This is a genomic window from Aeoliella fuhlenseeensis (assembly GCF_052161615.1).
GTDB lineage: Bacteria > Planctomycetota > Planctomycetia > Pirellulales > Lacipirellulaceae > Aeoliella.
On the sequence record NZ_CP197417.1, the window covers coordinates 2,767,443 to 2,792,287 of the forward strand.

A 24,845-nucleotide genomic window follows, 5' to 3' on the forward strand; every position below is an offset into this window, starting at 1 on the left:
CGTCGACTGCCCCGCGACCACCCTGATCAAGCGGACGTCACGCCTTACTGCGGCGCGATGCTATTCTGTGGCTGCTAGCACGGCAGCGGGTGTAAGGGCAGAGGCTTTGCTGCTCGCTTCGCCGAAGTCCCCGCGAATTGCCTTCAGGGCGTAGCGTTCCTGATCAATTTCGTAGCTGGTGCGTACGCCCATGCGGCGAAACACCGGAAGGGGCGGGCACCATCCTTGGAGAGCATGTTGAAGCAAAAACCCCGCTACAGCGGCAGGCAGGAAGAACCAACGCCGGTCGGTTGTGGCTCCAAGAGCCAGTCCCACGAGACAAGCAGTCGCTGCATTGGCTTCGAGCGTCCGCTCGATGTCCCACTCGGCATCGAGCTCAGCCAGTCGCTGGTCGATGGCCGCTCGATCGGCGTTTCGGTAGCCTTCGATACTCTCGAGCGTTCGTTGTCGGATACGCTGATTGACCGACTCGCAGGTACTGGCCGGCACTCGATCGACGGTGGTAGGTAGCATGGCATCACCTATAGGGCGGAGGAAGAGGGATATAATCGCTTCCTTGACCCGCGAATACCATGCCACACGCGTTTGGCTTGGGGGGATCCGAAGCGAGATTGTTTCACGCTAACCCGGCGACTCTGATCGCGGCACGCGAGGGAGCATTCGATCGCGTGCTCACTCGCCGACCGGTTCGGCCTTGCCGCGCGACCTCAGGAACTCAATCACCGCAGGCATCACGCTCACGACGATGATGCCGAGGATCACGTAGTGAAATTGATCCTTGACGAAGGGCAAATTGCCGAAGGCATAGCCGAGCGTGAGAAAGCCGACGACCCAAGCGATACCCCCGACGACATTGAACATCGCAAAGCGGCGGTAGTCCATCTTGCCGATGCCGGCCACGAACGGGGCGAACGTGCGGATGATGGGAATGAAGCGGGCGAGGATAATCGTCTTGCCGCCATGCCGCGCGTAGAAGCGGGCCGTGTACTCGAGGTGCTTTTTGTTCAAGAACCGCGAAGTCTCGCTGGCGAATACGCGCGGACCGAAGTGCCGGCCGATGGCGTAGTTCACGGCGTCGCCCAGGATGGCCGCCACGCACAGCAGCACCATCATCAGCCCCAGATTCAAGTTCGATTCGGGGATGGCACAAAGCGCGCCAACGGCGAACAACAGCGAATCGCCTGGCAGAAACGGCATGACGACCAGGCCGGTTTCGCAGAAGATGATCAGGATCAGTACGACGTAGGTCCAGCCGCCGAGCGACGTGGTGAGCTCGCCCAGGTGCTGGTCGAGGTGCAGGAAAATATCGATCAGGGTGTTCACGGGTGCGGTCGTGCCGACCATGAAGGTGTCGGCTGCTGGTGGAGCGGGCGAGGTAATCCACCATTATAGGTCCCGCGACGGGGCACCACTAGCGAACGAACGACTGGAGCGAATGCGCAGGCTACGCGGCTTTTTCCGAAGTCGCTCCTCCCTGGAGAGTGCGTGACGCCAGGCGAGGCGATGGTGACGTAGGGGAAGAGCAAAGAGGCATCCCTTGCCCCGCCGGCGAGTGCTCAAACTACACGGCGTGGCAAGGGATGCGAGCAAGTTCTATCGGCGGCGACTCCCCCAGTAAGCGAACCCCGTGCAGGCGAGTGTCGCGAGCAGAACGCTGCTCGGTTCGGGGACGGCTAGGAAACGGAACTCCGAGCCACCAGGATTGTTGATGGCGAGCCCAGGCGAGGCCGCGTTGAATCGCGCGGCAACGTACTGACCGGAGAATGTTCCGCCAAGCGAATAGGGGTGAAGGATCGTATCGGTGGTGTTGGTGATCGTCGCGGTGGTGTCGGGAGCATCTACCGGGAAGATACCAGCGAAATCGGTGTCGCTGAACCAGAAGTCGACGGCGCCAATCTTATCGGCGTCGGCCAGATCGCCAGACCGCTGGGCGTACGCAATGGCGGATGGAGAGATGCTGGCGCCGAAGTCCATGAAGACTTCGTGCGGCCCCTCGCCGAATCCCGCCCATTGACCGTCGGGGTTGCCATAGCTGGTTACTCCGACGTCGCCATCGGTGACCGACGCATCGAACAGCTTCGCCACCGAATAGTTTCCATCGTACTGCGGCCCGGAACTCGCGACGGGCGGCGCAATCACTTGATAGGCCGCCGCACTCTGGGCGGCCAGGGTGATGACGGTGGCCGCGGCCATCGTCGTTGCAAGGTGTCTCAACATGAAGCAACTCCTCTCAAGTGATAACAGGATCAAAGTAGACGACTCACTTGCGTCTGTCCGTCCACGCATTGCCCACGAGAAAGGGCTAATCAGTAGGGTCTAGGAACAACGAAACGACTTGCCGTGCCCGATTCCCCTGGATGGCAACCCATGTAAGTTCCCTAACAGCGGTTCAAGCGCCGTAGAACAGAATTCTCCTCACTGCGAATATCCCGCTGACCATTAGGTACCGGTGGCGCCTGTAAAGGTAACACAGAAACCCGATGAATCTCTGCACGGCATTCACGGACGTGGAGAATCTTCCACAAACTTGGCGGAAAGCACCAAATCGGGCTATAATCTCCTTCTGCTGACGGTAGCTGTTGCCCCCTTTGAGTACGCCTAATGAGTATGCCCCTATTCTTTCGCCGCCTTTGTCACGCCCCCGTGCTGTGGGCGGCAATTACCTTCGCTACTTGCGCCTACGGCGCTGAGGGAGAGATCGACCTGCCGGTTGGTTTTTATGGCCTTCAGAGCAGTGAGCCCTACAACTTTGGGGTGGCAACTCAACTCTTCTCCGATAGTGGTAGCGTTGTCGCTGGGCGCTTCGGTAGCCCATTCACAGGTTGGATGTACTTGTGGCAACCTGGGGTGGGCGTGAGTACCTATGCGACTCCAGTCGGCTACGAGAATTTAAGCATTCGTGCCATTTCAAAGGATGGCAGCGTCGTGGGAGGAACGATTAATCGATCCAGCGTGACCGATCGTGCCACCCAGATAGTTCGGTGGGATGCCGCCCATGGGTTTGAGTTCCTTGGACGGTTGTCGCAGTCGTTTGGGGATGCGAGCAGCCTTCGAGATTTAAACTACGACGGAAGCGTATTCACTGGGTATGGTGAGACGCCAAACGGCACACATGCCTTGCGATGGTCTCGCGACACAGGATTGGCTGACCTTGGGACACTCGGCACCTCGAATCCCTTCTACGATCCGAGCAGCTCTGGCGATGCCGTGTCCGCCGACGGGACCGTCATCGCAGGCTCGACAACCCGGTCCGGAAGTTCTTACTCCGCTGCCGCGATTTGGAGTATCTCAGGCGGGTGGTATGTTCCGAATCAGTTGCCCGGTACTCTGGCTGCAAGTTTCTTTGATGTGAATAGCGACGGCACCATGGCGGTTGGCTACGCCCAGGTGGGGGGCGAGTTCAAAGGCATCATCTACGATCAAGACGGACTCCGAACACTTCCTGAACTTGATGAATACGTGAGCCTCAATGCCCTAACCATGTCGGATAACGCGGAGATTATCGGTGGCTTCGGGCTAAGGAACTACAATACCAACACCACGTCCGACTACTTTCTGTGGGTGCGGCGCGGCAATAGCTACGAGATTCAATTTCTGGAAGAACTACTGGCGGCGCGCGGCATCGAATACTCGGGATGGCGTGACCTGCGGTTGAATTGGGTATCGCCGGACGGCAGGAAGATTGGAGGTTCGGCGCTGAACAGCAGTGGATACCGCCGCCCTTTTATCGCGGTGATCGAGGTGCCTGAACCCGTGGCACTGGCACAGGTTGCGGTCCTTGGCTCTTGCTTGGCCTTATGCTTCGCCAACTGCCGTGGCAAACTCGTTCTTCGACTAGATACGAGGTTCTAATAGAACCGTCCTGCATTGGTGAACTTCCTGCATCAAGTGACAAGTGAGTAGTACTGCGCGTTTCCGCGTCGTACCCGACTCGTCCTGCACGTGCGTCCGGCAATGCCGGATAGTAAGTCGATTGCTTCGCAGCGCTGCGTTCCCCAAGAACTGACGCTGTAGTAGTGTCGATTTGGGTCGGAACCGCAGCCATTTTTCGGGGTTCACTAGGCAGGTCGCAATCGCACCGGCTGGCCTCGAAGGGCCACTTTTCCCCGGAATGCGAACGGTTTTGCGGGTTTTTAGCAGGAGAACACAGCGATGCGCGGAATTTTGACGTTTTCGATGGTGGCCTTGTCGGCCGTGATGCTGGCCGGCGACGCCCAGGCCCAACGCGGTGGCGGTGGTGGATTTGGCGGCCGTGGCGGTTTCGGCGGTGGTATGGGTGGCGGCATCCAGAAGGTTGCCCTGCTGCGTCTGGAGTCGGTCCAGGACGAACTGGGCGTCGACGAGTCTCAGCTAGAGCAGATTCAAGCCCTGCGTGGTGCTGGTCGCGGCGAGCGCGGCGGACGTGGTGGCCAAGGTGGTGCCGAGCGGCCCAACTTCCGGGACATGGACCAAGACGAACGCCGCGAGGCGATGGAGGTCATGCGTCAGGAAGCAGCTCAGCGCCAGAAGGAGCAAGACGAGAAGCTCGCCGAAATCCTCGGCCCCGACAAAACGGCCCGTCTGAACGAGATCTACCTACAGGCCGCTGGAGTGAGCGCTCTGCAGGACCCTTCCGTCGCTGAGAAGCTGGACATCACCGAAGAACAACGCAACGAAATGCGCGAAGTGAGCCAAGACATCATGGCCGACTTCCGTGAAACCATGCAAGAAGGTGGCGATCGCGAAGCCATGCGCGAGCGGATGACCGAGATGCGAGCCGAAGTCGAGAAAGAGACGATGGCCGTGTTGTCGGACGATCAAAAGGAGAAGTTCGAGGAGATGAAGGGCGCGCCGTTTACTCTGTCGGACGAAGATCGCCAAGCCCTGCGTGGCGGCGGACGTGGTGGCCGCGGTGGTGATGCCGCCGGCGGTGGTCGCGGCGGACGTGGTGGCGAAGGTGGTCAGCGCCGCGGTCGTCCTCAGTCGGACGAGTAATCAAAGCGTCAGCGGACGTTTGCGAGTATTGAACCAGAGGGCGTGGCGATTTGCCACGCCCTCTGTTGTTTTATGGTTGTCCTCGTTCGCACGCTCCAGCTGTCAAGAGGTCGCGGAGCGGCTTCCCAAGCATTCCTACGCGGAGCGTAGGTACCAGTTTCGTTGCGAGGTAGTTGCGCGTGCGTGGACCGGCGGGTACACTGAGTACAGAGTCGCGTTTTGATCTGGCTTCTACTTGGGAGACTAATTCCATGCGTTATGCACTTCTTGCGGCCATCGCCGTTATCTCTTTCGCCAACCACGGACTCGCCGAGGATGCCGCAGAGCGGTTGCAAAAGTCGCCCCGTCATCACGAGTGGGTGGATCTCAAGACCAAAGACGGCGACCCCGTGAAGTGCTGGGTGGTGTACCCCGAGGTCAGCGAGAAGGCGACCGTAGTGCTTGTAATTCATGAGAACCGCGGGCTGAACGATTGGGCGCGGAGCGTCGCCGACCAAGTGGCCGAAGCCGGCTACATTGCCATCGCGCCGGACATGCTAACCGGGATGGGGCCCGACGGCGGGGCGACCGATAGCTTCGCCTCGGAGGACGACGCTCGCAACGCAATCTACGCGCTGAAGCAAGACAAAGTGACCGCCATGCTTGATGCGGCCTACGAATACGGCAAGGACCTGGACTCCGCGAATGGCAAGGTTGCCGTGAGCGGTTTCTGCTGGGGTGGCGGCCAGTCGTTCGCCTACGCCGGCGCGAATCCGAACTTGGCGGCTTCGTTTGTGTTCTATGGCACCGCCCCGCAAGACGATGCGGTGCTAAAGGCGATCCAATGCCCCGTCTATGGCTTCTACGGTGGCAACGACTTTCGCATCACCGGCCAGGTTCCGCGGGTGAGCGAGAAGATGAAAGAACTCGGCAAGACCTATGAGCCGGAGACCTACGTTAACGCAGGACACGGCTTCTTGCGTGCGGGCGAGATGGCCGATGCCGACGAGGCGAACAAGAAGGGTCGCGAAGAAGCCTGGGCTCGGTGGAAAAAGTTGCTCGGTGGGCTGTAGCTTGAGCTACTTGGCGAGCCGGGTCGTCCCCGACCCCGGAATTGCGAAGTTCATTCGCGTGGGTCATTGAAGAGTGCTGCTGGCAGTCCGGGGTCGGGGACGACCCGGCTCACGCGCTCCCACGGCGAGGTAGTGCAGCTTGCTAGCAGTGGTGCCAGTGGGGCGGATTTCTATTGCCCTGGTGGGCGGGTGCCGATATGGATATTGGGCCGATAGGTCCCGCACACCCGTTCTCCGCGAGCACTCCGCACATGATCCGCCGTCTGTCGTCTCGATATGCCGTTCGCTTTGCGATTTGCACGGCGGCCGCCGTGGCATCGGCGGTACCGGCACTGGCACAGCAGTATTACTATCAGCCGCCACCCGCCTACTATCAAAACGACACGCGGGCCGGAACCTGGACGGGCGCGGGCTTGGGTGCCGTGACCGGCGCGCTGGTGGGTGGCAAGAAGAACTGGGAAGGTGGCGCGCTGATTGGTGCCGGCGTGGGTGCCCTCACGGGGCACGCGATAGGCTCCTCCCGCGACCGCGCAGATGCCCAACAAGTGGCGATTGGCAGCTCGGTCGCCGCGCAGGCGAACGCCCAAGTGGCGGCCACTGCGGTGACGAACTACGACCTCGTTCAAATGACCAATGCGGGCATTTCGGAAGACTTGATCATCAGCACCATTCGCAGTCGCGGTGGTCGCTTTGACATGAGCCCAAGTGGACTGATCGCGCTTAAACAGTCAGGCGTAAGCGACCGTGTGGTGATCGCGGCGCAGCAGATGGGCGGGCCGAGCATTGCTACGCCCATCAACCCACCACCAACGACAATTCACGTCGCGACGCCCACGCCAGTTTACGTCCGCCCGGCACCCGTGATTCATTACTATCACGGGCCAGGACCTGGGTACTACCACCATCACCATCGGCATCACTACCACTGGTAGGGAGGTGCGTCAGACGGCAGTGCCAAACAATGGCATGGTGATCTACTTAGTTTAGAAATTAAAGCACGTACCCTCTCCCCGTCCCTCACCCGGGACGGGGAGAGGGTACTTTTTTATTACTCTTCGCCGACGCAGTAGAGCGTGGTGGTCGAGCGGATGAAGAGCTGGCCGTCGCTCACCGCAGGCGTGGCGCTGAACTCGCCGGTTTCGGATTCGAAGCGGTTCGTGGCGAGTTGCTCGAACTTGTCGCCTAGCTTGATGACGTAGCCATCGCCGCCCCGGCTGACGTAGTAAATGCGGCCGTCGGCGATGATGGGCGACGAATAGTCGCCACCGCGAACGCCGCCACCACCGCCACCTGTGCCGCCGCGGAGCCGCTCTTTGTAAATCTCCTCACCCGTTTCCGCGTCGAGGCAGGTGGCGATTCCGCCGCTGATCGAGTAGAGGCGGTTCTCGTACAGGACTGGCGTTCCAATGCGGCTCGATTGCTTGTTGGTCCACACAACGTTTGAGGCAGTGACATCGTCCTTGCCACCCACGCGGACGGCGACGGCGTCGGAGTCGCGGCTCGCGAGGACGTAGGCCACGGGGTTCTCGCCGGGGCTTACCACCACGCTGGCTGTCGCCGAGTTGGCGTTGCTACCCTCTTGGGCGCAGAACCAGCGAAGCTTTCCGTTTTCGGGGTTGAGACCCCACACTTCGCCTGGGACGCTCAGCACGATGTCGGTCCGCGAATCGTCCACCTTTACCACCACCGGCGTCGTCCAAGTGCCGCTCAGCGTTGGGGCTTCCTGCTTCCAAACTTCCTTGCCGGTTTTCTTGTCGAGGGCGACAACCGATTCACTTTCGGCACCAGCCGTGACGATCACCAAATCACCGTAGAGGACTGGGCTTGAAGCCGAACCCCAGCCGCGAGGGTCAAGTCCCGTTCCGACGCTGGTTTGCCAGAGTTGATTGCCTTCCAGATCGAACGCCACGACGCCACTCTTACCGAAGAAGCAATAGATTCGCTCGCCATCACAAACGGGGGTGTGCGATGCGTAGCCGTTCTCGGCGAACATGCCGCGGAATTCGTCTTCGGGCAGCACGGCATCGACGGACTTGGTCCAGACGATCTCGCCATTATGGCGATCAACGCAGACGAGCGCCCGCTTGAGGTTCTTCTGATCGTCGGACGAGCCTTCACCGGTTTCATAGCCGGTCCAGCTCGTAACGTACACTCGGTCACCTACGATGATGGGGCTTGAGAGGCCAGGTCCGGGGAGGGTGCACTTCCACTTGAGATTCTTCGAGTCGTTCCACTCGGTGGGGATTGGTTTGTCATCCGAACTGATGCCGAGGCCGGCTTCGCCGCGGAAGCGTGGCCAGTCCGCTGCGAGCGCGGTCGACGCGAAGAGAGTGAGAACTAGTGCCAAAGCGAGGCGGCTAGGGAGTGGCATGGCGGGCATCCTTGTAAAGATAGGTAAACAGGCCGGCGAGGTGCGTGGTGCTGGTTAAACCCCGCTGCGGGCTGCCGGTGCCCCAAGTTTACCCGATTTTGGCGAGTCGCAAGGGGAGAAACTGGGGTTCCGAGCGTGACGGGCGGCTTCTACAATCCGCCCGCCCTGTGCCTCTACTCTGTGCCCCCGCCCCACCCGCGAGTCGACCCAAGCCATGCGGACCACCTGCCTGGTGAATAACTACAACTACAGTCAGTACGTGGTCGAGGCAGTCGACAGCGCGCTCGGGCAGTCGCTGCCGTTCGATGAAATCGTCGTGGTCGACGATGGTTCGACCGACGACAGCCTTCGCGTCCTGCGACAGCATTACGCAGGCGAACGGCGAGTGGAGATTGTCGCCAAGGAGAACGGTGGCCAACTGTCGGCGTTCAACGCGGGCATGGCGCACGCCACGGGCGACGTGTTGTTCTTCCTCGACGCCGACGATCGCTACCGACCGCAGTACACCCAGCAGGCGATAGAGTGTTACGAAACTCAAGGTATCGACTTCGCGATTGCCGGAGTCGAGGCCTTTGGCCCCGCCATGAAATCGCCGCGGAGAAAGTTCCCGGCGCGCAACCGTGGCTACTCGGTTCTCGCAGCGCTGTTAGCAAAGAAGTTCGTGGGCGGTCCGACTTCGTCGCTTTCGATGCGGCGGTCGATTGCGAGCTTCGTGCTCCCCTGCCCTTTCGAAGCCGATTGGCGGACGCGGGCGGACGATGTGTTGGTGCTTGGCGCATCGATCGCAGGCGGGCGAAAGTACCAGATGCCAGGGACGCAGATCGACTATCGCGTCCATGGCCAAAATCACTTCGCCGGCCAACGGCCGGACATGGGAAAGAAGCTGCGGCACGGGCTCGCAGTCAATCGGCTCGTAGAGTGGTACGCCCGAGAGTCGGGATACAACGTGGCTGAAGCAGCGGCGATGCTACACCGTGAGTTTCAAACCATCGAACAGCCATCGTTCCGCGAATGGATGGACTATCTCTCGATGTCGTGGCGAAGCAAACTGCCACTGGGAGTGCGGGCGCGGCACTTGGGCGAAACCACCCAATATTTCTTGCAGCAGCGGTTCATACGCGGGGGCACCGCGTCGTCGGCAGTCGTCGCAGACGCAGTTCTGGCGCTACCGCACTCCAATGCCGGCGAAAAATCCGGGCGGCGCGTGGCTTAAGTTAGTCGTTGCTTAGGTTTGGATGGGAGCGCTTTCCGAACTCTTCGGGCTTGGACAGTCTTCGCACCATCTGCTTAGGACGTTAACCGCCGTTCGGCGCATTCACGGCGACGATCTCGATGCCCTTGATCGACGGATTCTGCACCACGTGCAAGAAGTCGATGTTGATGCGGCCGTCGGACTGGACGACGAACGACTTCATGATGGCCGTGTTCGCGCCGACCTCGGCGAAGACATCGTAGTTGTCGAGAACCACCGTGCCATCGATGGCGACATCAAACACTCGTTTGCCGACCCCGAACGTGCTACTGTAGGTCTCGGCGAAGTAGAGCCGTACTTCGTAGTAGGCGCCAGCCACGGTGTCGAAGCCCCACTGCATCTCGTTGCCACCGGCCGGGTCGTAGCGCTCGGTCTTGAACAGGCCTTGCGGCGTGCCGGCGGGAATTGAGGCGTGGCTCATGTTGACGTTGGTACTGGTGCTGTGCGTCAGACTTCCAGAATTGACGAAGTTCTTGTCCGCGCTCCATCCGGGGCTGCCACTGATTGCAGCTCCACCCGCGTTTACTCGGTACGCTACTTGGCCAACGGGCGGATTGACGACTCCGCTGCTGGTGACGGTCAACGTGACGCTCTGGCTGTCCGTCATTACGGGACTGCCGTTGTCCGACACGGTGAGGACGATGTTCGTCGTGCCGATGTGGGCAGCGGTGGGAGTCATCGTCAGCGTGGCGGTGCCATTGCCATGATTGGTGATCGAGGCATAGCTCGGCAGACCGGTGGCCGAGAACGTCACGGCGTTGGCGTTCGGATCGCTGGCTGAGAGGGTAATCGAGACAGTTTGTCCGGCCACCAAGTTCTGATGGGCGATGGTTGCCAGGACGGGTGCTTGGTTGCTAGCAGCCTGCGGTTGGTACTGCACCAGCGCGTGTGCCGCGGGGCTGTTAAGTCCACCGCTCGTTGCGATGGCGACTAAATGGTTGTAGCCACCTTCAGCAATCGACTTCAGCAGCGTGATCGGCACGTCGGTGAAGCCTCCCGCACCAATCGTGATTGTCTGCTCGACGAGCGTAATGACCTTGTTCGACTCGTAGGGATCGATGTCGTAACCACCGCCTGGAACGCCTGCCAAGTGGAGGGCGGCTTCAGCCTGCAGCAATCGAACGGTCGTGCCTGCCACGCCGGTCACGCGGACCACTTGGTTCGCGCTAGTTGTTGTGGTTGGCGTCGTGCCTAGCCCGATCACCTGAAGCGTTGGCGCGGCGGGGGCGTTTGCCCGAGCCACGGCGATGCTGCCGGTATCGTTGTTCGCTTTGCGGAACAGCGTCGTGGTGAGGATCGAACCATCTTCGAACGTGATGGTCACAAGCGATCCGGAGAGTTCCATGCCCGAAACGCTGCCCGAAGCTTCGGGGCCAGGGTCAGCTGCACCGCGGATACTCGTGGGGTCGATGTCGATGGAGAAGCCCATCGACTCGCCCGGATCGAAATGACCGAAGGCGACTTCGAGGGCTTGGTAGCCGTTGTGAAGTGGCTTGCCGAGCGTCCGGCCCGCGACGCCGGTGTTCGAGCCTCCGCTATTAACGGTGAAATCTTTGCCCACGGGATCGCCTGCGGTGCCGGTGGGGTCGAAAACAACGTCGGGCAAAATGGCCGAGTCGATGTCGAACCGCACCGAAGTGATCCGCTGTCCCGAGGTAGAGGTATTCGTGATCTTGAACGAGTTGTCGCTGTAAGTGCTCGAAGCGCTCATCGTGTTGCCCGAGTCGACTTCGATCTCGACCGACGCGGTGGCCGCGGCGGGGGCGGCACCCGCTCCGCTCAGAGCAACGTTGAGCGGCGAGTTGCTACCGGAGTGAACCAGTGCCAGGCTCGCAGGCTTGTCGCCGGCCGAGGTGGGATTGAATCGAACATTGATGGTCGCGGTGCCGCCGGGGGGGATTGAGATCACACCGGTGTTGAGCACCGAGTAGGACGAAGCCCCCACGCCTGTTAGCGCGAGATTGGCGGTGTTGAGCGTGACGGTCGGTTCGCCATTGCCGCCGAGATTGCGCAATGTCACCGATTGGGTTGCCGAGGCACCCTGGGCGAGCGTGCCGAAGTTGAGCTGCGTGGCGTTTGCCGATAACACGTTCGGCGTGGTGCCGGCGGTGAGGATCTCGATGCCGCGGATGCTAGGGTTTTGCGTGACGTGGGCGAAGTCGATATCGATGTTCGAGTCGGCCTGGATGATGAACGACTTCATCACCCCCTTGTTCTTGCCAACTTCGGCGAAAACGTCGTAGTTGTCGAGCACCGTCGCGCCTTCGATCATCACATCGAACAACCGCTTCCCTACAGCCGAGGTGCTGGAGTAGGTCTCGGCAAAGTAGAGTCGTACTTCGTACTGTCCAGGCGTGACGGCGAAGTTGTACTCCATGGGCGTGCCGCCCGACTCGTCGTAGCGTTCGCTCTTAAACAGCGCTTCGGGTGTCCCCGCGGGGACCGAGGCGTGCGTCATGTTAATGCCGGTCGAGTAGCTGAGCGTCTTGCTCTTCGCCGTACTGCCGTTGGTGTAAGCGCCATCGCTGGTCCAGGTCGGGCTGCCCGCGATGTTGCCACCGCCTGCGTTGACGCGGTACTTCACTTCCCCCGCGACGACCGTAGGAGCGGGTGCCGCGACCGTCACTTGAACAACCTGGCTATCGCTCAGCACGGGGCCGCCATTGTCCGTAACGGTGATCGTGAAGCTACCCGATCCGACGTGGCTCGTTGTCGGAGCGAGTGTGAGCGTGGCCGTGCCGTTTTGATTGTCGACCAGCGTGGCGTAGCTCGGCAGGTTCGTCGCCGAGAAGGCGACCTGATTGCCATTGGGATCGCTCGCCGTGAGAATCACTTGCTTGGTGGTTCCAGCAGTGACGGTTTGGTTAGCGATCGTTGCGAGAATCGGGGCGAGGTTCGACGGCGCCTCGCTGATCACTTCGATCAAGTCCCAGGTCGCGGGAATCGCCGGCGCTGGACCGCGCGAGGTCGAGATGATGCCAACCGCCATGCCGCGGGCGGGATTCTTGAGCCAGTTGGCTGGTACGGCGATGGGCGAGCCGAGGAGTGTTCGCCCTGCGCCGTCGACGTTGTAGCTAGCCTGGACCGTCGAGTTCACGACATCGAGCGTAAGGTAGAGATCAATGCCTGCGGGGCCGGGAAGCGACAAATTCACCGAAGGCCCGGCGGTGGCGACGCCGCCAATTTCAAGCAGCGTGGTGATGCCAGAGGCCGAGACGACGATCTTGAAATAGTTGTCTTGATCGCCATTGCCGATGAATAAGCCCATCGACTGCTCGCCCTCGGGCGCGTCGTCGCCGAACGGGGCAAGGATCTTCGTGTGAGCCGAAACCGGCGTAGTGGCCGAGGCGACATTCACGCCGAACTGGAAGGCTTGGGTCTGAGAGTTGTTCGCGCCCAGAGCATCCCCTTCGCCGATGGCGTCGATCGTCAGCACACCTGCAGCGCCACCCGAAGTGAGCTTGGTGGGGTCGAACAGCGACTGGTAGTTCGCGACGCCGTTGGTCATCAGGCCGGTGAATCCAGCGTTGATGAGCCCGCCGATGTCGTCGCCTTCGTTTTCCCACGTGTGCGAAACGCCGACGTAAGTCGTCAAACCGTTGTTGCGGTCGATGGCGAACGGGTCGACGTTGTCGGCCAGGCCATCGTTATCGTCGTCGTTGTCCAGTAAGTCCGAAACGAAGTCGGCATCCCAATCCGAGGGGAAGTCGGCCGCGTTTTCGGGATTGGTGCCGTTCGCGGTTTCGTCGTCGTTCGAGAAGCCGTCGTCATCCAGATCGTTGGGATCCTGAATGACCACAGGTCCGCCACCACCGCCAGCGGTCAGGCCGTAATCGCTAGGTTCGAACACAACGATGCTGCCGCTGCCAATGGCCGCGACCCAGATGGTGCCGGGGAAAGGACCATTGTCGCCAACCGCTGTCACGTCGAGCGGTACGCTCCCTGCCGAGCCGAAGAGTGTCTCCTGAAGCGTGGCCTGGGTGCCCGCTGCGTTGAGCTTCACGCGCTTGATGCTGTTGTCGAAACTAGCAGCAAGCAGGTCGCCCTTCATCGAGCCTTGGAAATTGCTCGCGGTGTACTCGGTCAGGCCGTTGGTCGAGCTGCTCCAAACATGCAGCGCACCGTTCTGCGCGCCCGGCTGACGGTAGTCGGACTCAATTGGATTGCCCGTGGTCACTGGTGACTGGGGGTTGGTTGGGTTGAACGTGTTCGCGGGGTTAGATCGCGTAGGGTTGGGATGGCCGCCGTAATAGCCTTGGCCATCAACGAAATGCAAGCTGTCGCCGTAAGTGCTGCCGCCGTTGTTCGAGGCGTTGGTCGCTTGACCCGTGGTCCCTTCGCCGCTTGGTACGCCACCCCATCCGGCGTTGGGACCATTGTCGACCGTGTACATACGGCCGCTTTCGGTAACAATCACGTCGTACGGATTGCGGAACCCAGGAGCATAAACCTGCACGGGTCCGCCAGGGACGAGCTTTGCTTGATTCTTGCCATCATTGCCACCGAACGGATCGGTGGCGTCCGCGCCCGGTTTGTTCTCGTCGTCGAGCGTGGGGATGTCGTACGTGGTGTTACCAATGGCGTTGAGGTCAACGCTGAGAATCGCAGCCGACAGCGCGAACTCGGGCAGGTACGCGAAGTTGTTCGACGGTGCCCCCATGTTCGTCAAACCACCCTGGGCGATGTACAGGATGTTGGTGTCGTGATCGATCGCGATGCCGTTGGGGGCGTGGTTCTCTTCCGAGCGTGGAAGGCCGCGTACCAAATCGAGCTTCACCCAAGCGGTGCCATTCCAGGTAAGCCGCGACAGGATGCCAGAGTTCGTATCGAGGTTCAGGTCGGTCCCCGAGCCCCCCGCGCCAATCCGAGGATCGCTTGAGGTGACGTAGATCACCGGATTCTGCGCGGTGCCGGTGACGTAAAGACCGGTGACGAGTCGCTCAGTGACACTCGGAGCGAGCGTCCCGTCGTCATTGTGGTTGACGATGTCCTTGATCGAGGTAATGGTCTGCGTCGCGGTCACTTGGTAGTTGTTCGCCGACGCCCTCTGGATGGTGTAGACCTTGATGATGCCATCTTGCTGCGCCACGTACAGTCGCCCATCGGGTCCGAACTGTAGCGATGTGGTCCGCGTTGCGTCCTCGCCGCCGAGGTTCGACTTGCCGAAGTTGATTGGCACCGAGCTCACCCCAGTTCCACTGAGCGAAACAACCAACGGCGAGTTGTCGCCCGAGTGCGGAATGTTGATCTGGGCGGCTTTGGTGCTGGCGTCGGTGGGGCTGTAGGTAACGCTCAGCTGAGTCGACTGTCCTGGCTGGAGCGTGATGGTCGACTGCTGCGTGAAGCTGGCTGCGAACACGCCGGCACCTGCGCCGGTGACCGACATCTGCGACGGATTGATCGTGATGGCCGGATCGCCAGCCTGCCCTGAGTTCGTGAGCGTCAGCGTCCGGTTGACCGTGTTGCCAATCAGAATGCCAGTAAAGTTCGCGCTGGAGCTGGAAACCGTCAATCGATTGCCAGTCGCCACCTGTTGGACGATCTCGATGCCTTTGATCGAGGGATTCTGCACGACATGCGCGAAGTCGATGTCGATGTTGCCATCGCTGTTGATGACGAACGACTTCATCACCCCCTTGTAGCCGCCGACTTCGGCGAACACATCGTAGTTGTCGAGCACCGTCTGGCCCTCGATCATCACGTCGAATACGCGCTTGCCAACGCCCTGTCCCTTGCTGTAGGTCTCGGCGAAGTACAGCCGCACCTCGTAGGTGCCGGGCGCCACGGCGAAGTCCCACTGCATGTTCGCTTTGGTCGGCTCATCGTACCGCTCGCTCTTGAACATCGCCTCGGGCGTGCCGACCGGAAGCGACGCATGAGTCAGGTTGATCGCGTTGGAGACGGTCGCCGTTTTGCTCGAGGCGGCGCTCGCGTTGTTGAAGGCTCCATCGCTCACCCACGCGGGGTCGCCCGCAATCGTCCCTCCACCAGCGTTGATGCGGTACAGCACGTCGGCTGCGAGCATCTGGCGAGTTTCGAGCGTCTCAATAGACAGAGTCGGCTGCGAACGACGGGCTTTGCGCGCAAGGCGGACCGTACGACGACCGCTGCGGCGGCCAAAGGGATTCAAGCTCATCGAATGTGTGCCGCCACAAGCCGAGGCGGCCCCCCAATAAAGTAGATGTAGGATCCAGGTTGCAGGAACACGAGCGGACAGACGCTCCGCAACCTCCACACTGATTACCCGGCCTGGCGACTTCCACGAATTTGCGCGGCCTAGGGAAATTTCTCCGCCGAGGAGCCGGCTTGCGACGTGCGTCCTAGGCACGACCGGGACAATCCCTCCGGCCGGAAACCGGCCCGAAACGGCCCGGGAAACAGAGGCTGTGCTTGGTTCGCCCCCTCCACCGCGGTATAAATGGGTTCGATACGACCACCCCGGTGCCCCGCCCCTCGCGAGCTTTCCCATGGCGCTACTGATCCAGAACGGCCACATCGTCACCGCGACCGACAGCTACGTGGCCGACATCCTGTGCGAGGAGGGCAAGATCGCCGCGATCGGGCGTGGCCTGAAGGCTCCGGCGGGAGACGAGGTGGTGGACGCCACCGGACACTACGTCTTCCCGGGCTTCATCGACCCGCATGTCCACATTTACCTGCCGTTCATGGGGACGTTCGCCAAGGACGACTACAGTTCGGCGAGCCGGGCGGCGCTGGCGGGGGGGACAACAACGTTGATCGAAATGTGTTGCCCCAGCCGCGAGGAAGATCCGCTGGAGGGTTTTGAACTGTGGCTCAGCAAGGCCGAGGGCATTTCGGCGTGCGACTACACGTTTCATATGGCGGTATCGAAATTCGACGACACCACCGAAGAGAAGCTGCGTAAGATCGTCGACCGCGGTATCGCGAGCTTCAAAGTGTTCCTCGCCTACAAGAACTTCTTCGGCGTCACCGATTCTGAGCTCTACAAAACGCTTGCTCTCGCCAAGGAGCTCGGCGTGATCGTCACGGCGCACTGCGAGAATGAGACGCTGGTCGCCGAGTTGCAACAGCGGCTGCTCGCCGAAGGTAAGACGGGTCCCGAGTGGCACGAGCCTTCGCGGCCGGTGCAGGTCGAGGCCGAGGGGGTGCATCACCTGATGGCGTTCGCCGAGGCCACGGGTGCGCACGTGTACGTGGTGCACACCAGCTGCGAGCCGGCAGTTCGCGCTGCCGAGGAGGCTCGCTTGCGTGGCGTCAACGTCTGGATTGAGACGGTGATTCCGTATCTGACGCTCGATTCGACTTACGCCGAGCAGCCCGACTTCGAAGGTGCCAAGTTCGTGATGTCGCCACCCATCCGCGCGAAGGAGCATCAGGAGTTTCTGTGGAACGCTCTGCGAAGCCGCGCGATTAGCACCGTGGCAACCGATCATGCGCCGTTTGATTGTAAAGGCCAGAAGGAGATGGGCCGGGGCGACTTCACGAAGATTCCCAACGGCCTGCCGAGTGTCGAAGACCGCGTAAACCTGCTCTACACGTATGGCGTGAAGCGCGGCAAGATCGATCTGCACACGTTCGTCGACGCCGCGAGCACGCAGGCGGCCAAACTGTTTGGCTTATTCCCGCGCAAGGGCACGATTGCCCTGGGGAGCGACGCCGATTTGGTCGTTCACGATCCGATGTATCGGGGCACCATCTCGGCCGCCAAGCATCACATGGCGACCGACTACAATCCCTACGAAGGCTGGCCGATCGAGGGGCGGGCGAGCCTAGTGACTGTCCGCGGTGAAATCCAAGTCCGCGACGGCCAGTTCGTTGGGAAGGATGGGATCGGGCAGTTTCTCAAGCGGGAATGCACGCACTGAAGTTGAATGACGAATGACGAATTAATTGCCTCCGGCATTCGAACTACTACGACTCGACCACGGCCCTGACGGGCCCCGCTCACCTACTCACCTACTCACCTACTCAGCCAGCATGACCTCCCCTACCCTTTCCGACTTCCAGAACCTGATTCGCGAGATGTACCTGGAGAAGGACATCGCTCGCGGGGTCGATGGCACTTTCATGTGGTTGATGGAGGAAGTGGGGGAACTCGCTAGTGCTCTGCGTGAAGGGACGCACGAAGAGCTCAAAGGCGAGTTCGCCGATGTGCTGGCATGGCTTACTACGATTGCAAACGTCGTCGGCGTCGACCTGAGCGAAGCGGTGCGCGAGAAGTACGGCTCGGGGTGTCCGGGATGTGGGCAGCTTGTTTGCACTTGCGCCGATTCCGAGAAGCCGTAACACAGACGCGGGGTGCGTGACGCCGCGGGTTTATGCAGCTACAATGGCTCGCACACCAATTTCACCAGTCCGTCCAGAACCACTAGCACGTCGGCCATGCGAACTTGCTCCACTCTCATGCTCGCCGGCTTGCTGCTGATTGGGATCGCATCGCAATTGATGGCTGCCGAAAAGCCTGAGCTGGTTCGAGTCGACTTGGGGTTCGGCAATCATTACAAAGTCGGCTCGTGGGTGCCGCTGCGAATCACGACGGTGGGTGGCAAGGAGAATGTCACCGCCGTTGCTGTGGTTAACGTGCCCGATACCGACGGCCGACTGACGAGCATCTCGACCACCCCGTTCAGCCTGCCCGCAGAAGATGCCAAGACGGTCGAACTGCTGGCTCGCATCGGTCAGCTCGACTCGCCCGTCGAAGTGCTGCTGATCAATGCCGAGAATGGCAAGCAAATCGCCCGCCGACAATTCACGCCGCATCGCGAACTCGACCGCGGTGGCGTCGCCACCGGCGAACCGGCCACCGCGCGAATGATTGTGGAAGTGGCACGCAACTCGATGGGGACGATCGATCCTGGTGCGGAAAAGACGAACGACGAGTGGTATACCCAAAACGTAGTGGGTCGGGTCGCTGATCTCGGTGAACTCCCTCGCGACGCCCTCGCCTATGAGGGCATCGATACCGTGGTGGTGTCGACGAGCGACCGCGAAGGTTGGATGGCGATGCGGGCCGACGATCCGCGGGTTCGCGCCTTGGTCGAGTGGGTCGAGCAAGGGGGGCGAGTCGTTCTGTACGTGGGGGCAAATTCCGAGTTGGTGTTCGGTGGCGACGGGGCGCTCTCGGCGCTCGCACCAGGTGATTTCACCGGGCCGAAAACCATCGACGACCTCGGTCCACTCGAAACGTACGTCGGGGGCAACGAGCCATTGCCTCAGCGAGGTCGAATGCAAGTGAGTATCCCGACGTTCGACAATCTCCGCGGCGACGTCTCGCTATGGCTTGGCAGCCGCGATAATCGCTTGCCACTGATTGTTCGCACTCGGCATCAGCTAGGTGAAGTCGTCCTCGTCGGGCTCGACATCGACACGAAGCCGCTTCGGGACTGGAAGAGCCGCGACCGGCTTGCTCAGAAAGTCCTCGCCCTGGCCGATGAAAAAATCGCCGACGAGTCTCAAAACTACTACTATAGCGGCCCGAACGACCTGGTCCTCGCGCTACAACAGCGGTTGGACCAGGAGCTAGAAAACTCTGGCATACGCACGCCGCCGTTCCTGTTCATCGCATTCCTCGTTCTCCTCTACATATTGCTGATCGGTCCGGGCGACTACTTCCTCGTCAAGCGCGTGCTCAAGCGAATGGAGTGGACTTGGGTCACATTCCCCATCATCGTAGTCCTCACTTGCCTCGCTGCGTATTGGTACGCGAATTACCTCAAAGGCGATTCGCTAAGAGTGAATCAAGTGGAGATCGTCGATGTCGATAACACCACGGGGCTCGCTCGTGGAACGCTGTGGACGCATATCTTTACGCCCAAAGCCGACCGCTACACGCTGGCACTCGAACCTCGGAGTCCCGGTGGCGAAGTGGCAGGCATCGACCAAACGGCGGTCGCATGGCTCGGCAAGCCGGCCGAAGGGCTTGGCGGCATGACTCAGGAGGCGGGCATGTTCCCGCAACGGCCTGAGTACGAGTGGACTCCAAATCGTGAAGTGATGATGGGCGTGCCGATCGAAGTGTGGTCGACACGCACGTTCGTTTCGCGCTGGACCACCGAGACCGAGGACCGACTCGATAGCGACCTCACCCGCACACGCAATGGGTTGGTCACGGGCTCGATCACCAATCCAACAGCCGCCGATCTCACCGACTGCATGCTGGTGTACGAGAGTTGGGCGTGGTCGCTCGGCAGTCTGCCGGCGGGTGGCTCTTTGAATATCGAGCAAGTCACACTTAGCACCAGCGGCCGCACCGCTCGCAAACTTCGAAACACGTTCCAGGAACGCTCGGGCTTTAACCTGGCGCAGGGCACCTACTACGAGCAGCAGCAACTGCTTGGTCGGCTCGACCTAGCTGGCATCGCCGAGATGATGATGCTGTACGATGCTCTTGGCGGCCGCAATCACAACCAGCAGTGGAACCGTTACCAGCACTTCGTCGACCTTAGTCACTCGCTTGATAGTCAAACAGCCATGCTCATTTGCCGATGCCATCAGCCCCGGAGCGAGCTGGTGCGGATCAACGGCAAAGAACCAGAGTCGCTGCGAGGCGAGAAAGACGTGTACGTGGTGATTTATCGATTTCTGCTGCCCGTTAATCCGGTCGACGAAGAATCCGAAGAAAGCTCCGCCGACAACTAGTGTTGGGTAGCGGAATCTCCGTGCCCACGCATCCTCCACTTCCAACTTCCCACTGCCAACTTTATCCGCATGATCGAAATCCGCGGCCTCACCAAGAAGTACGGCGAGTTGTTCGCCATCAAAGACATCAACCTCGAACTATCGAAGGGGGATGTGTTTGGGTTTATTGGCCCCAACGGTGCCGGCAAGACGACCACCATGCGCATCCTCGCGACGCTGTTGAACCCCACGTGGGGCGAAGCGTACGTCGCGGGCCACTCGATCTACACGCACCCCAAAGAGATTCGCCGCGTGATCGGCTACATGCCCGACTTCTTTGGCGTCTACGACGACATGAAGGTGATGGAGTACCTCGAGTTCTTCGCTGCCGCCTACCGCATTCGAGGCCCCGAGCGTCGGAAGATATGCGAAAGCGTGCTCGAGCTGGTCGACCTGACCTACAAGCGCGAAGCCCTGGTGACGAGCCTGTCGCGTGGCATGACGCAGCGGCTCGGTCTAGCACGCGTACTGCTTCACGACCCGCAGGTGCTGCTGCTCGACGAGCCGGCGAGCGGTCTCGACCCGCGCGCCCGCATCGAGATTCGCGGGTTGCTCAAGGAACTTCGCAACATGGGTAAGACCATCATGGTCTCCAGCCACATCCTGCCGGAGCTCGCGGACATTTGCAACAAAATCGGCATCATCGAAAAAGGCGAGCTGATCGTTAACGCCGATGTCGATTCGGTGATGAAGCAGGTCCGCCACCAGATGGTCCTGAAGATCCGGGTCGCGGGCGACATGCAGTCGGCATTGGAAGTGGTGCAATCGGTTCCCGTGGTGGAGTCGGCCGAACTGACGGGCAAGGATATTACGGCCACACTCATCAGCGAGGCGAACGATCCCAGCGAACTGGCGACCGCTCTGCTTACGGCCGGCCACCGACTGACGATGCTGAAAGAGGACGAAATCAACCTCGAAACTGCCTTCATGGCCCTCACCAAGGGCATCACTTCCTAAGTATCGTCTATGCGTTTCCAATTGGCCCTTGGCCGGGGCACCCCTTGAGATTCTGACGAAATCGGCGATAATCTGGGGCTCAAATCGCCGATGAAGGGTGAGTCGTTTGGACCTGCCCAATTGCGTCGACGACAGATTGTCCTGCCCCGTTCGTCTAGTGGCCCAGGACACCGCCCTCTCACGGCGGAGACAGGGGTTCGACTCCCCTACGGGGTACTTAACCGGCCGGCTTACCTACTTGGGTAAGTCGGCCGGCACTGTTTTTATAGGGTATTTTGGTGAGTTTCGCAGGCGGCATCGTCTGACAAACTCACGTCCGGGCATCGGCTTTAGACGTTGCTCAATGACGCACCCCCAGGGGCGAGTCGAGAACCAACAGAACAATCAATCGCGTGCGACCATTGTTCTTCTCTTAAGTTCGCTCGGTACGGGATGTCTTCCTCTCCATCTGAGCGATCTGGCCGCAATTTCTACGGGCTTGTCAGTCTCTTGAGCTCTAGCTCTTGAGCTCTAGGCTTTATCTATCACCGATCGCTCTGCCGCTGCCACTAGGCACCATTGCATAAATCCGCATCGGGATGGGATTTCAGCGCAACCGAGGGTCGGTCGTGCTCCGCAACTCTACAAAAATGCGGGCGAATTGCATTTAACCATCAATTCGGTCGGTGGGAGTTCCGAAATCGCGCAAACAAATATCTAAAAAAAGTTCATTAATCGGTTGACGGTAACGGATAGGCGGGGTATCCTGACCGCTGAGTTGAAAAGCTCACTTTAATTTATCTTTTCACTGCTTCTTCGCTGGCTTCTAAGTGCTTAGTTTCGCACCGCGTTACCTCGGGCGGTCACGTGGTTACTTACGCGTCTAGGAAACGATCGGAAGTGTGGGGGTGACCCCGTAGCTTCCGCAAAAGATTTGAGGCGGCATACGGATCGGGCGGTCCCTTCTTTGTCTCCGCGCTGATACCTGCTGCTGCGACTCGTTCTGTCGAAGTAAAGGGATCTCGAATGACTCAAGCATCTTGTCGTGTTGCGGGCTGGTCGCGACTGATAGTGTGGTCGATGGCTGTTGCATTAGCTGCAGTTGCCACTCAGTCGCATGCGGTGGTGGTTCACAACTACTCATTTAACTCCGGAAGCGGAACCGAGGTTCTGGACTCGGTCGGAAATGCTCATGGCACCGTCATCGGGGGCGCCACTGTCGCTACCAGTGAAGGTCGGTTGGTACTCGATGGGGTCGACGACTACGTCAGCCTTCCGGGCGCGACCATCGCTGTTAACACCTACACGCAACTGTCTTTGGAAATGTGGCTCACCGTGAGTCCCAGCCGTACCAATCAATTCACCATGGCGGTGGGCTTCGGCCGTACGGCCGATGGGACGATCACGGGTGAAACGGCCGGCCAGGGTTATGACTACATCATGTTGCAGCCAACTCGGGGACCAGCAGGTGAAGGAAGTCGCGCAGCGATTACTCCCACCAACTTCGCAACCGAAGCCGGCGTTACTCAGCTTGGTCCCGATTTGAGCGATGGATTGCTCCATCACATCGTCGCCACGATGGACAACACCAACATCTCTTACTATGTCGACGGCGCTCCCATCGGATCCGCCCCGATGCAGTACGACAACGCCGGCACACCGACACCGATCACGTTGTCGGATGTATCGAACGATTTGGCCTACCTGGGCCGTTCGCTGTACAACGATCCCTACCTAGCGGGTTCGCTGTTCGAGTTCCGAATTCACAATACAGCCCTGGACGCCGCCGCCGTGGAGAGCGCCTACAGCGTGGGCTGCACCGGGTGCGGGACGGGTCCCGCCCTTGAAGTGAATCGTGACACCGGCGTGGTTCGCCTCACGAATGACCTCGGGTCGCAGAATGTCGTCATCTACGAGATTGGTTCCGTAGCGGGCGCGATCAACCCCTCCGAATGGGATTCGATTACCAATACGGGTGATGCGGACAGCGGCGGGACCATTGATGCCGACGATTTCTGGGAAGTCACCAGCAGCGAGTCGACGCTGATTTCCGAGCGCAATCCCATTGGGGCGGGTGGCCCGAGTGATGGAGCTCCGCTAAATGCGTCACTGCCCCTGGGCAATCTGTGGGTAAAATCCCCGTATGAAGACTTGACCGCGACGGTTACGGTGCTCGATGCGAGTTTCAACGAATCGACCCTTAGCCTGCCCGTGTTCTACGTGGGCAACGGCGGCGAATCCTTCAGCCGAAGCGACTTCAACGTCGATGGCGACATTGACGCCGACGACTATCAGATCCTGCTAGCGAATCACTTAGAGGCCCTCGTTGGCGAGACCGCCATCGAAACTTTTGGTTTAGGTGACGTTGATGGTGATCTGGACAACGACTTCGACGATTGGCGTCTGTTCAAGACCGACTTCATCGCTGCGAACGGCCTTGCTGCTTTCGCCGCCCTCTCGGGGGCGGTCGTGCCTGAACCGAGCACCTTCGTTCTTGCGTCGCTGGCTACCGTCGTGCTGCTAGGTCGACGCTCGCGGCGATTTGCACGCCGCTGAGGTCTCAAGCGTCGTGTGATTTATTGTCTATCGTTCGTGATTCTCATCTTGCCTCTTCAGACTTACCTGCTCGGAGTTGACTCATGAAAAGAATTGGTGCGTGGCTCGCCGTGATGGTGGCGAGTGTTTGCCTAGCTGCCAATAGCTCGGCGGCGACGATGGCTTACTGGGACTTTGAAGACGGTGTTGACGGTCAGGAGTTCACCCCCACCGGACAGCCGAACGGCAGCGGCGGCTCTGTCGACACGGTCAATGGCATCTTGATGCGTGGGTGGAACGAACAGTACGGCCCGGCCTTTACTTCGCAGACATCAGCGGGCAGCGGATTGGCAATGAACCTGGAAATCAACGCCGCGGGCGGTGACAACACCTCGGACGGCTACGTAACGGAAGGCGCACTCCACGGTTGGTCCCCCACGCAGTGGACCATTGAAACAACGGTGAACCTGCGAGCCATCAATGGCTGGCGAACACTAATCGGTCGCGATGGATCGAGTCAGGGCGAACCGGAGTCAGATTTTTACCTGGTGAAGAATGGCATCGACAACAAGTTCCGTATCAACATCGACACCGTGGGCGGCACACGTTGGGTGCTCGATGGGGAGCCGGTCGGAGGGGTGCAGACTGATACGTGGTACGCACTCGCAGCCCGCAGCGACGGACAAACGCTGTCGCTATGGCTGGACGAAGGTAACGGATACCAGATGCTCAGCTCGCTGGATATGTCAGCGCAGAGCGTGGCCCAAAACGCTCTGCCTGGAACGAACATCGGATGGACTTTTGGTCGAGGCTGGTACGGCGGCGGCTTCGTCGACCATGTCGATGGCCTCATGGACGACGTGCGATTTAGCGACGTCGCGCTCGATGCGAGCCAGTTGCTGCCCTTGCGAGTAGTTCCTGAGCCCGCCACCTATTGGACGCTCCTCGCGTCGCTGATGGCAGCCCTAACGTGGCGACGCCGCTTTGCGGCGGTCGCAGTCAAGTAAACAACGCTTCGATGAGCCTTTGGCTTCTACGATATTTCGATTGACCTCGAGTGGAGACA

General features: G+C 60.2%; 16 protein-coding genes and 1 tRNA gene. 12 read left to right on the forward strand and 5 right to left on the reverse strand.

From position 1 onward, the window contains the following. Positions 1-60: 60 nt before the first annotated feature. The 3 genes from SH292x_RS10820 to SH292x_RS10830 all read right to left on the reverse strand — a co-directional run bounded on the left by SH292x_RS10820 (position 61) and on the right by SH292x_RS10830 (position 2,217). The gene (locus tag SH292x_RS10820; RefSeq protein ID WP_442485624.1) at positions 61-513 is read right to left on the reverse strand and encodes a hypothetical protein; all 453 of its coding nucleotides are present in this window, start codon (positions 511-513) and stop codon (positions 61-63) included. A gap of 159 nt (positions 514-672) precedes the next feature. Further along, positions 673-1,344 (reverse strand): DedA family protein, encoded by a 672-nt coding sequence (locus SH292x_RS10825; protein WP_442485625.1) that lies wholly within the window; start codon positions 1,342-1,344, stop codon positions 673-675. Positions 1,345-1,593: 249 nt separating this feature from the next. After that, the gene (locus tag SH292x_RS10830) at positions 1,594-2,217 is read right to left on the reverse strand and encodes a hypothetical protein (protein ID WP_442485626.1); all 624 of its coding nucleotides are present in this window, start codon (positions 2,215-2,217) and stop codon (positions 1,594-1,596) included. 384 nt (positions 2,218-2,601) lie between these two features. Here SH292x_RS10830 and SH292x_RS10835 point away from each other — a divergent pair, with 384 nt between their 5' ends. The 4 genes from SH292x_RS10835 to SH292x_RS10850 all read left to right on the forward strand — a co-directional run bounded on the left by SH292x_RS10835 (position 2,602) and on the right by SH292x_RS10850 (position 6,958). Beyond that, positions 2,602-3,852 (forward strand): hypothetical protein, encoded by a 1,251-nt coding sequence (locus SH292x_RS10835; RefSeq protein ID WP_442485627.1) that lies wholly within the window; start codon positions 2,602-2,604, stop codon positions 3,850-3,852. Between the two features lie 300 nt (positions 3,853-4,152). Continuing rightward, positions 4,153-4,974, forward strand: coding sequence for a hypothetical protein (locus tag SH292x_RS10840; protein ID WP_442485628.1), 822 nt, complete (start codon positions 4,153-4,155; stop codon positions 4,972-4,974). 251 nt (positions 4,975-5,225) lie between these two features. Beyond that, a complete protein-coding gene (locus tag SH292x_RS10845; protein ID WP_442485629.1) occupies positions 5,226-6,026 on the forward strand; it encodes a dienelactone hydrolase family protein in 801 nt (266 codons plus the stop codon). 251 nt (positions 6,027-6,277) lie between these two features. Then, a complete protein-coding gene (locus SH292x_RS10850; RefSeq protein ID WP_442485630.1) occupies positions 6,278-6,958 on the forward strand; it encodes a YMGG-like glycine zipper-containing protein in 681 nt (226 codons plus the stop codon). Between the two features lie 116 nt (positions 6,959-7,074). On the opposite strand, the gene SH292x_RS10855 is transcribed toward SH292x_RS10850, so the two are convergent. Continuing rightward, positions 7,075-8,397: an outer membrane protein assembly factor BamB family protein gene (locus SH292x_RS10855; protein WP_442485631.1), complete on the reverse strand. Its 1,323-nt coding sequence runs from the start codon at positions 8,395-8,397 to the stop codon at positions 7,075-7,077. 214 nt (positions 8,398-8,611) lie between these two features. Here SH292x_RS10855 and SH292x_RS10860 point away from each other — a divergent pair, with 214 nt between their 5' ends. After that, entirely contained in the window at positions 8,612-9,610 is a 999-nt protein-coding gene (locus SH292x_RS10860; RefSeq protein WP_442485632.1) for a glycosyltransferase family 2 protein, read from the forward strand. Between the two features lie 82 nt (positions 9,611-9,692). On the opposite strand, the gene SH292x_RS10865 is transcribed toward SH292x_RS10860, so the two are convergent. Continuing rightward, positions 9,693-15,785, reverse strand: a complete 6,093-nt coding sequence (locus SH292x_RS10865; RefSeq protein WP_442485633.1) for a malectin domain-containing carbohydrate-binding protein — start codon at positions 15,783-15,785, stop codon at positions 9,693-9,695. A 331-nt stretch (positions 15,786-16,116) separates the two neighbouring features. Here SH292x_RS10865 and hydA point away from each other — a divergent pair, with 331 nt between their 5' ends. From hydA to SH292x_RS10900, 7 genes are all read left to right on the forward strand, one after another. Further along, on the forward strand, positions 16,117-17,496 hold the full coding sequence (gene hydA / locus SH292x_RS10870; RefSeq protein WP_442485634.1) for a dihydropyrimidinase: 1,380 nt from the start codon (positions 16,117-16,119) through the stop codon (positions 17,494-17,496). A gap of 112 nt (positions 17,497-17,608) precedes the next feature. Beyond that, the gene (locus SH292x_RS10875; RefSeq protein WP_442485635.1) at positions 17,609-17,917 is read left to right on the forward strand and encodes a MazG nucleotide pyrophosphohydrolase domain-containing protein; all 309 of its coding nucleotides are present in this window, start codon (positions 17,609-17,611) and stop codon (positions 17,915-17,917) included. 96 nt (positions 17,918-18,013) lie between these two features. Then, positions 18,014-20,269: a hypothetical protein gene (locus tag SH292x_RS10880; protein ID WP_442485636.1), complete on the forward strand. Its 2,256-nt coding sequence runs from the start codon at positions 18,014-18,016 to the stop codon at positions 20,267-20,269. Positions 20,270-20,338: 69 nt separating this feature from the next. Further along, the gene (locus SH292x_RS10885; protein WP_442485637.1) at positions 20,339-21,265 is read left to right on the forward strand and encodes an ABC transporter ATP-binding protein; all 927 of its coding nucleotides are present in this window, start codon (positions 20,339-20,341) and stop codon (positions 21,263-21,265) included. A gap of 143 nt (positions 21,266-21,408) precedes the next feature. Beyond that, positions 21,409-21,481: transfer RNA gene (locus tag SH292x_RS10890), tRNA-Glu, on the forward strand. Positions 21,482-22,324: 843 nt separating this feature from the next. Then, positions 22,325-23,800 carry a LamG domain-containing protein gene (locus SH292x_RS10895; protein ID WP_442485638.1) on the forward strand — a complete coding sequence of 492 codons (1,476 nt, stop codon included), beginning with the start codon at positions 22,325-22,327 and terminating at the stop codon, positions 23,798-23,800. Positions 23,801-23,883: 83 nt separating this feature from the next. After that, entirely contained in the window at positions 23,884-24,786 is a 903-nt protein-coding gene (locus tag SH292x_RS10900) for a LamG-like jellyroll fold domain-containing protein (protein WP_442485639.1), read from the forward strand. The last annotated feature ends 59 nt before the right edge of the window (positions 24,787-24,845 follow it).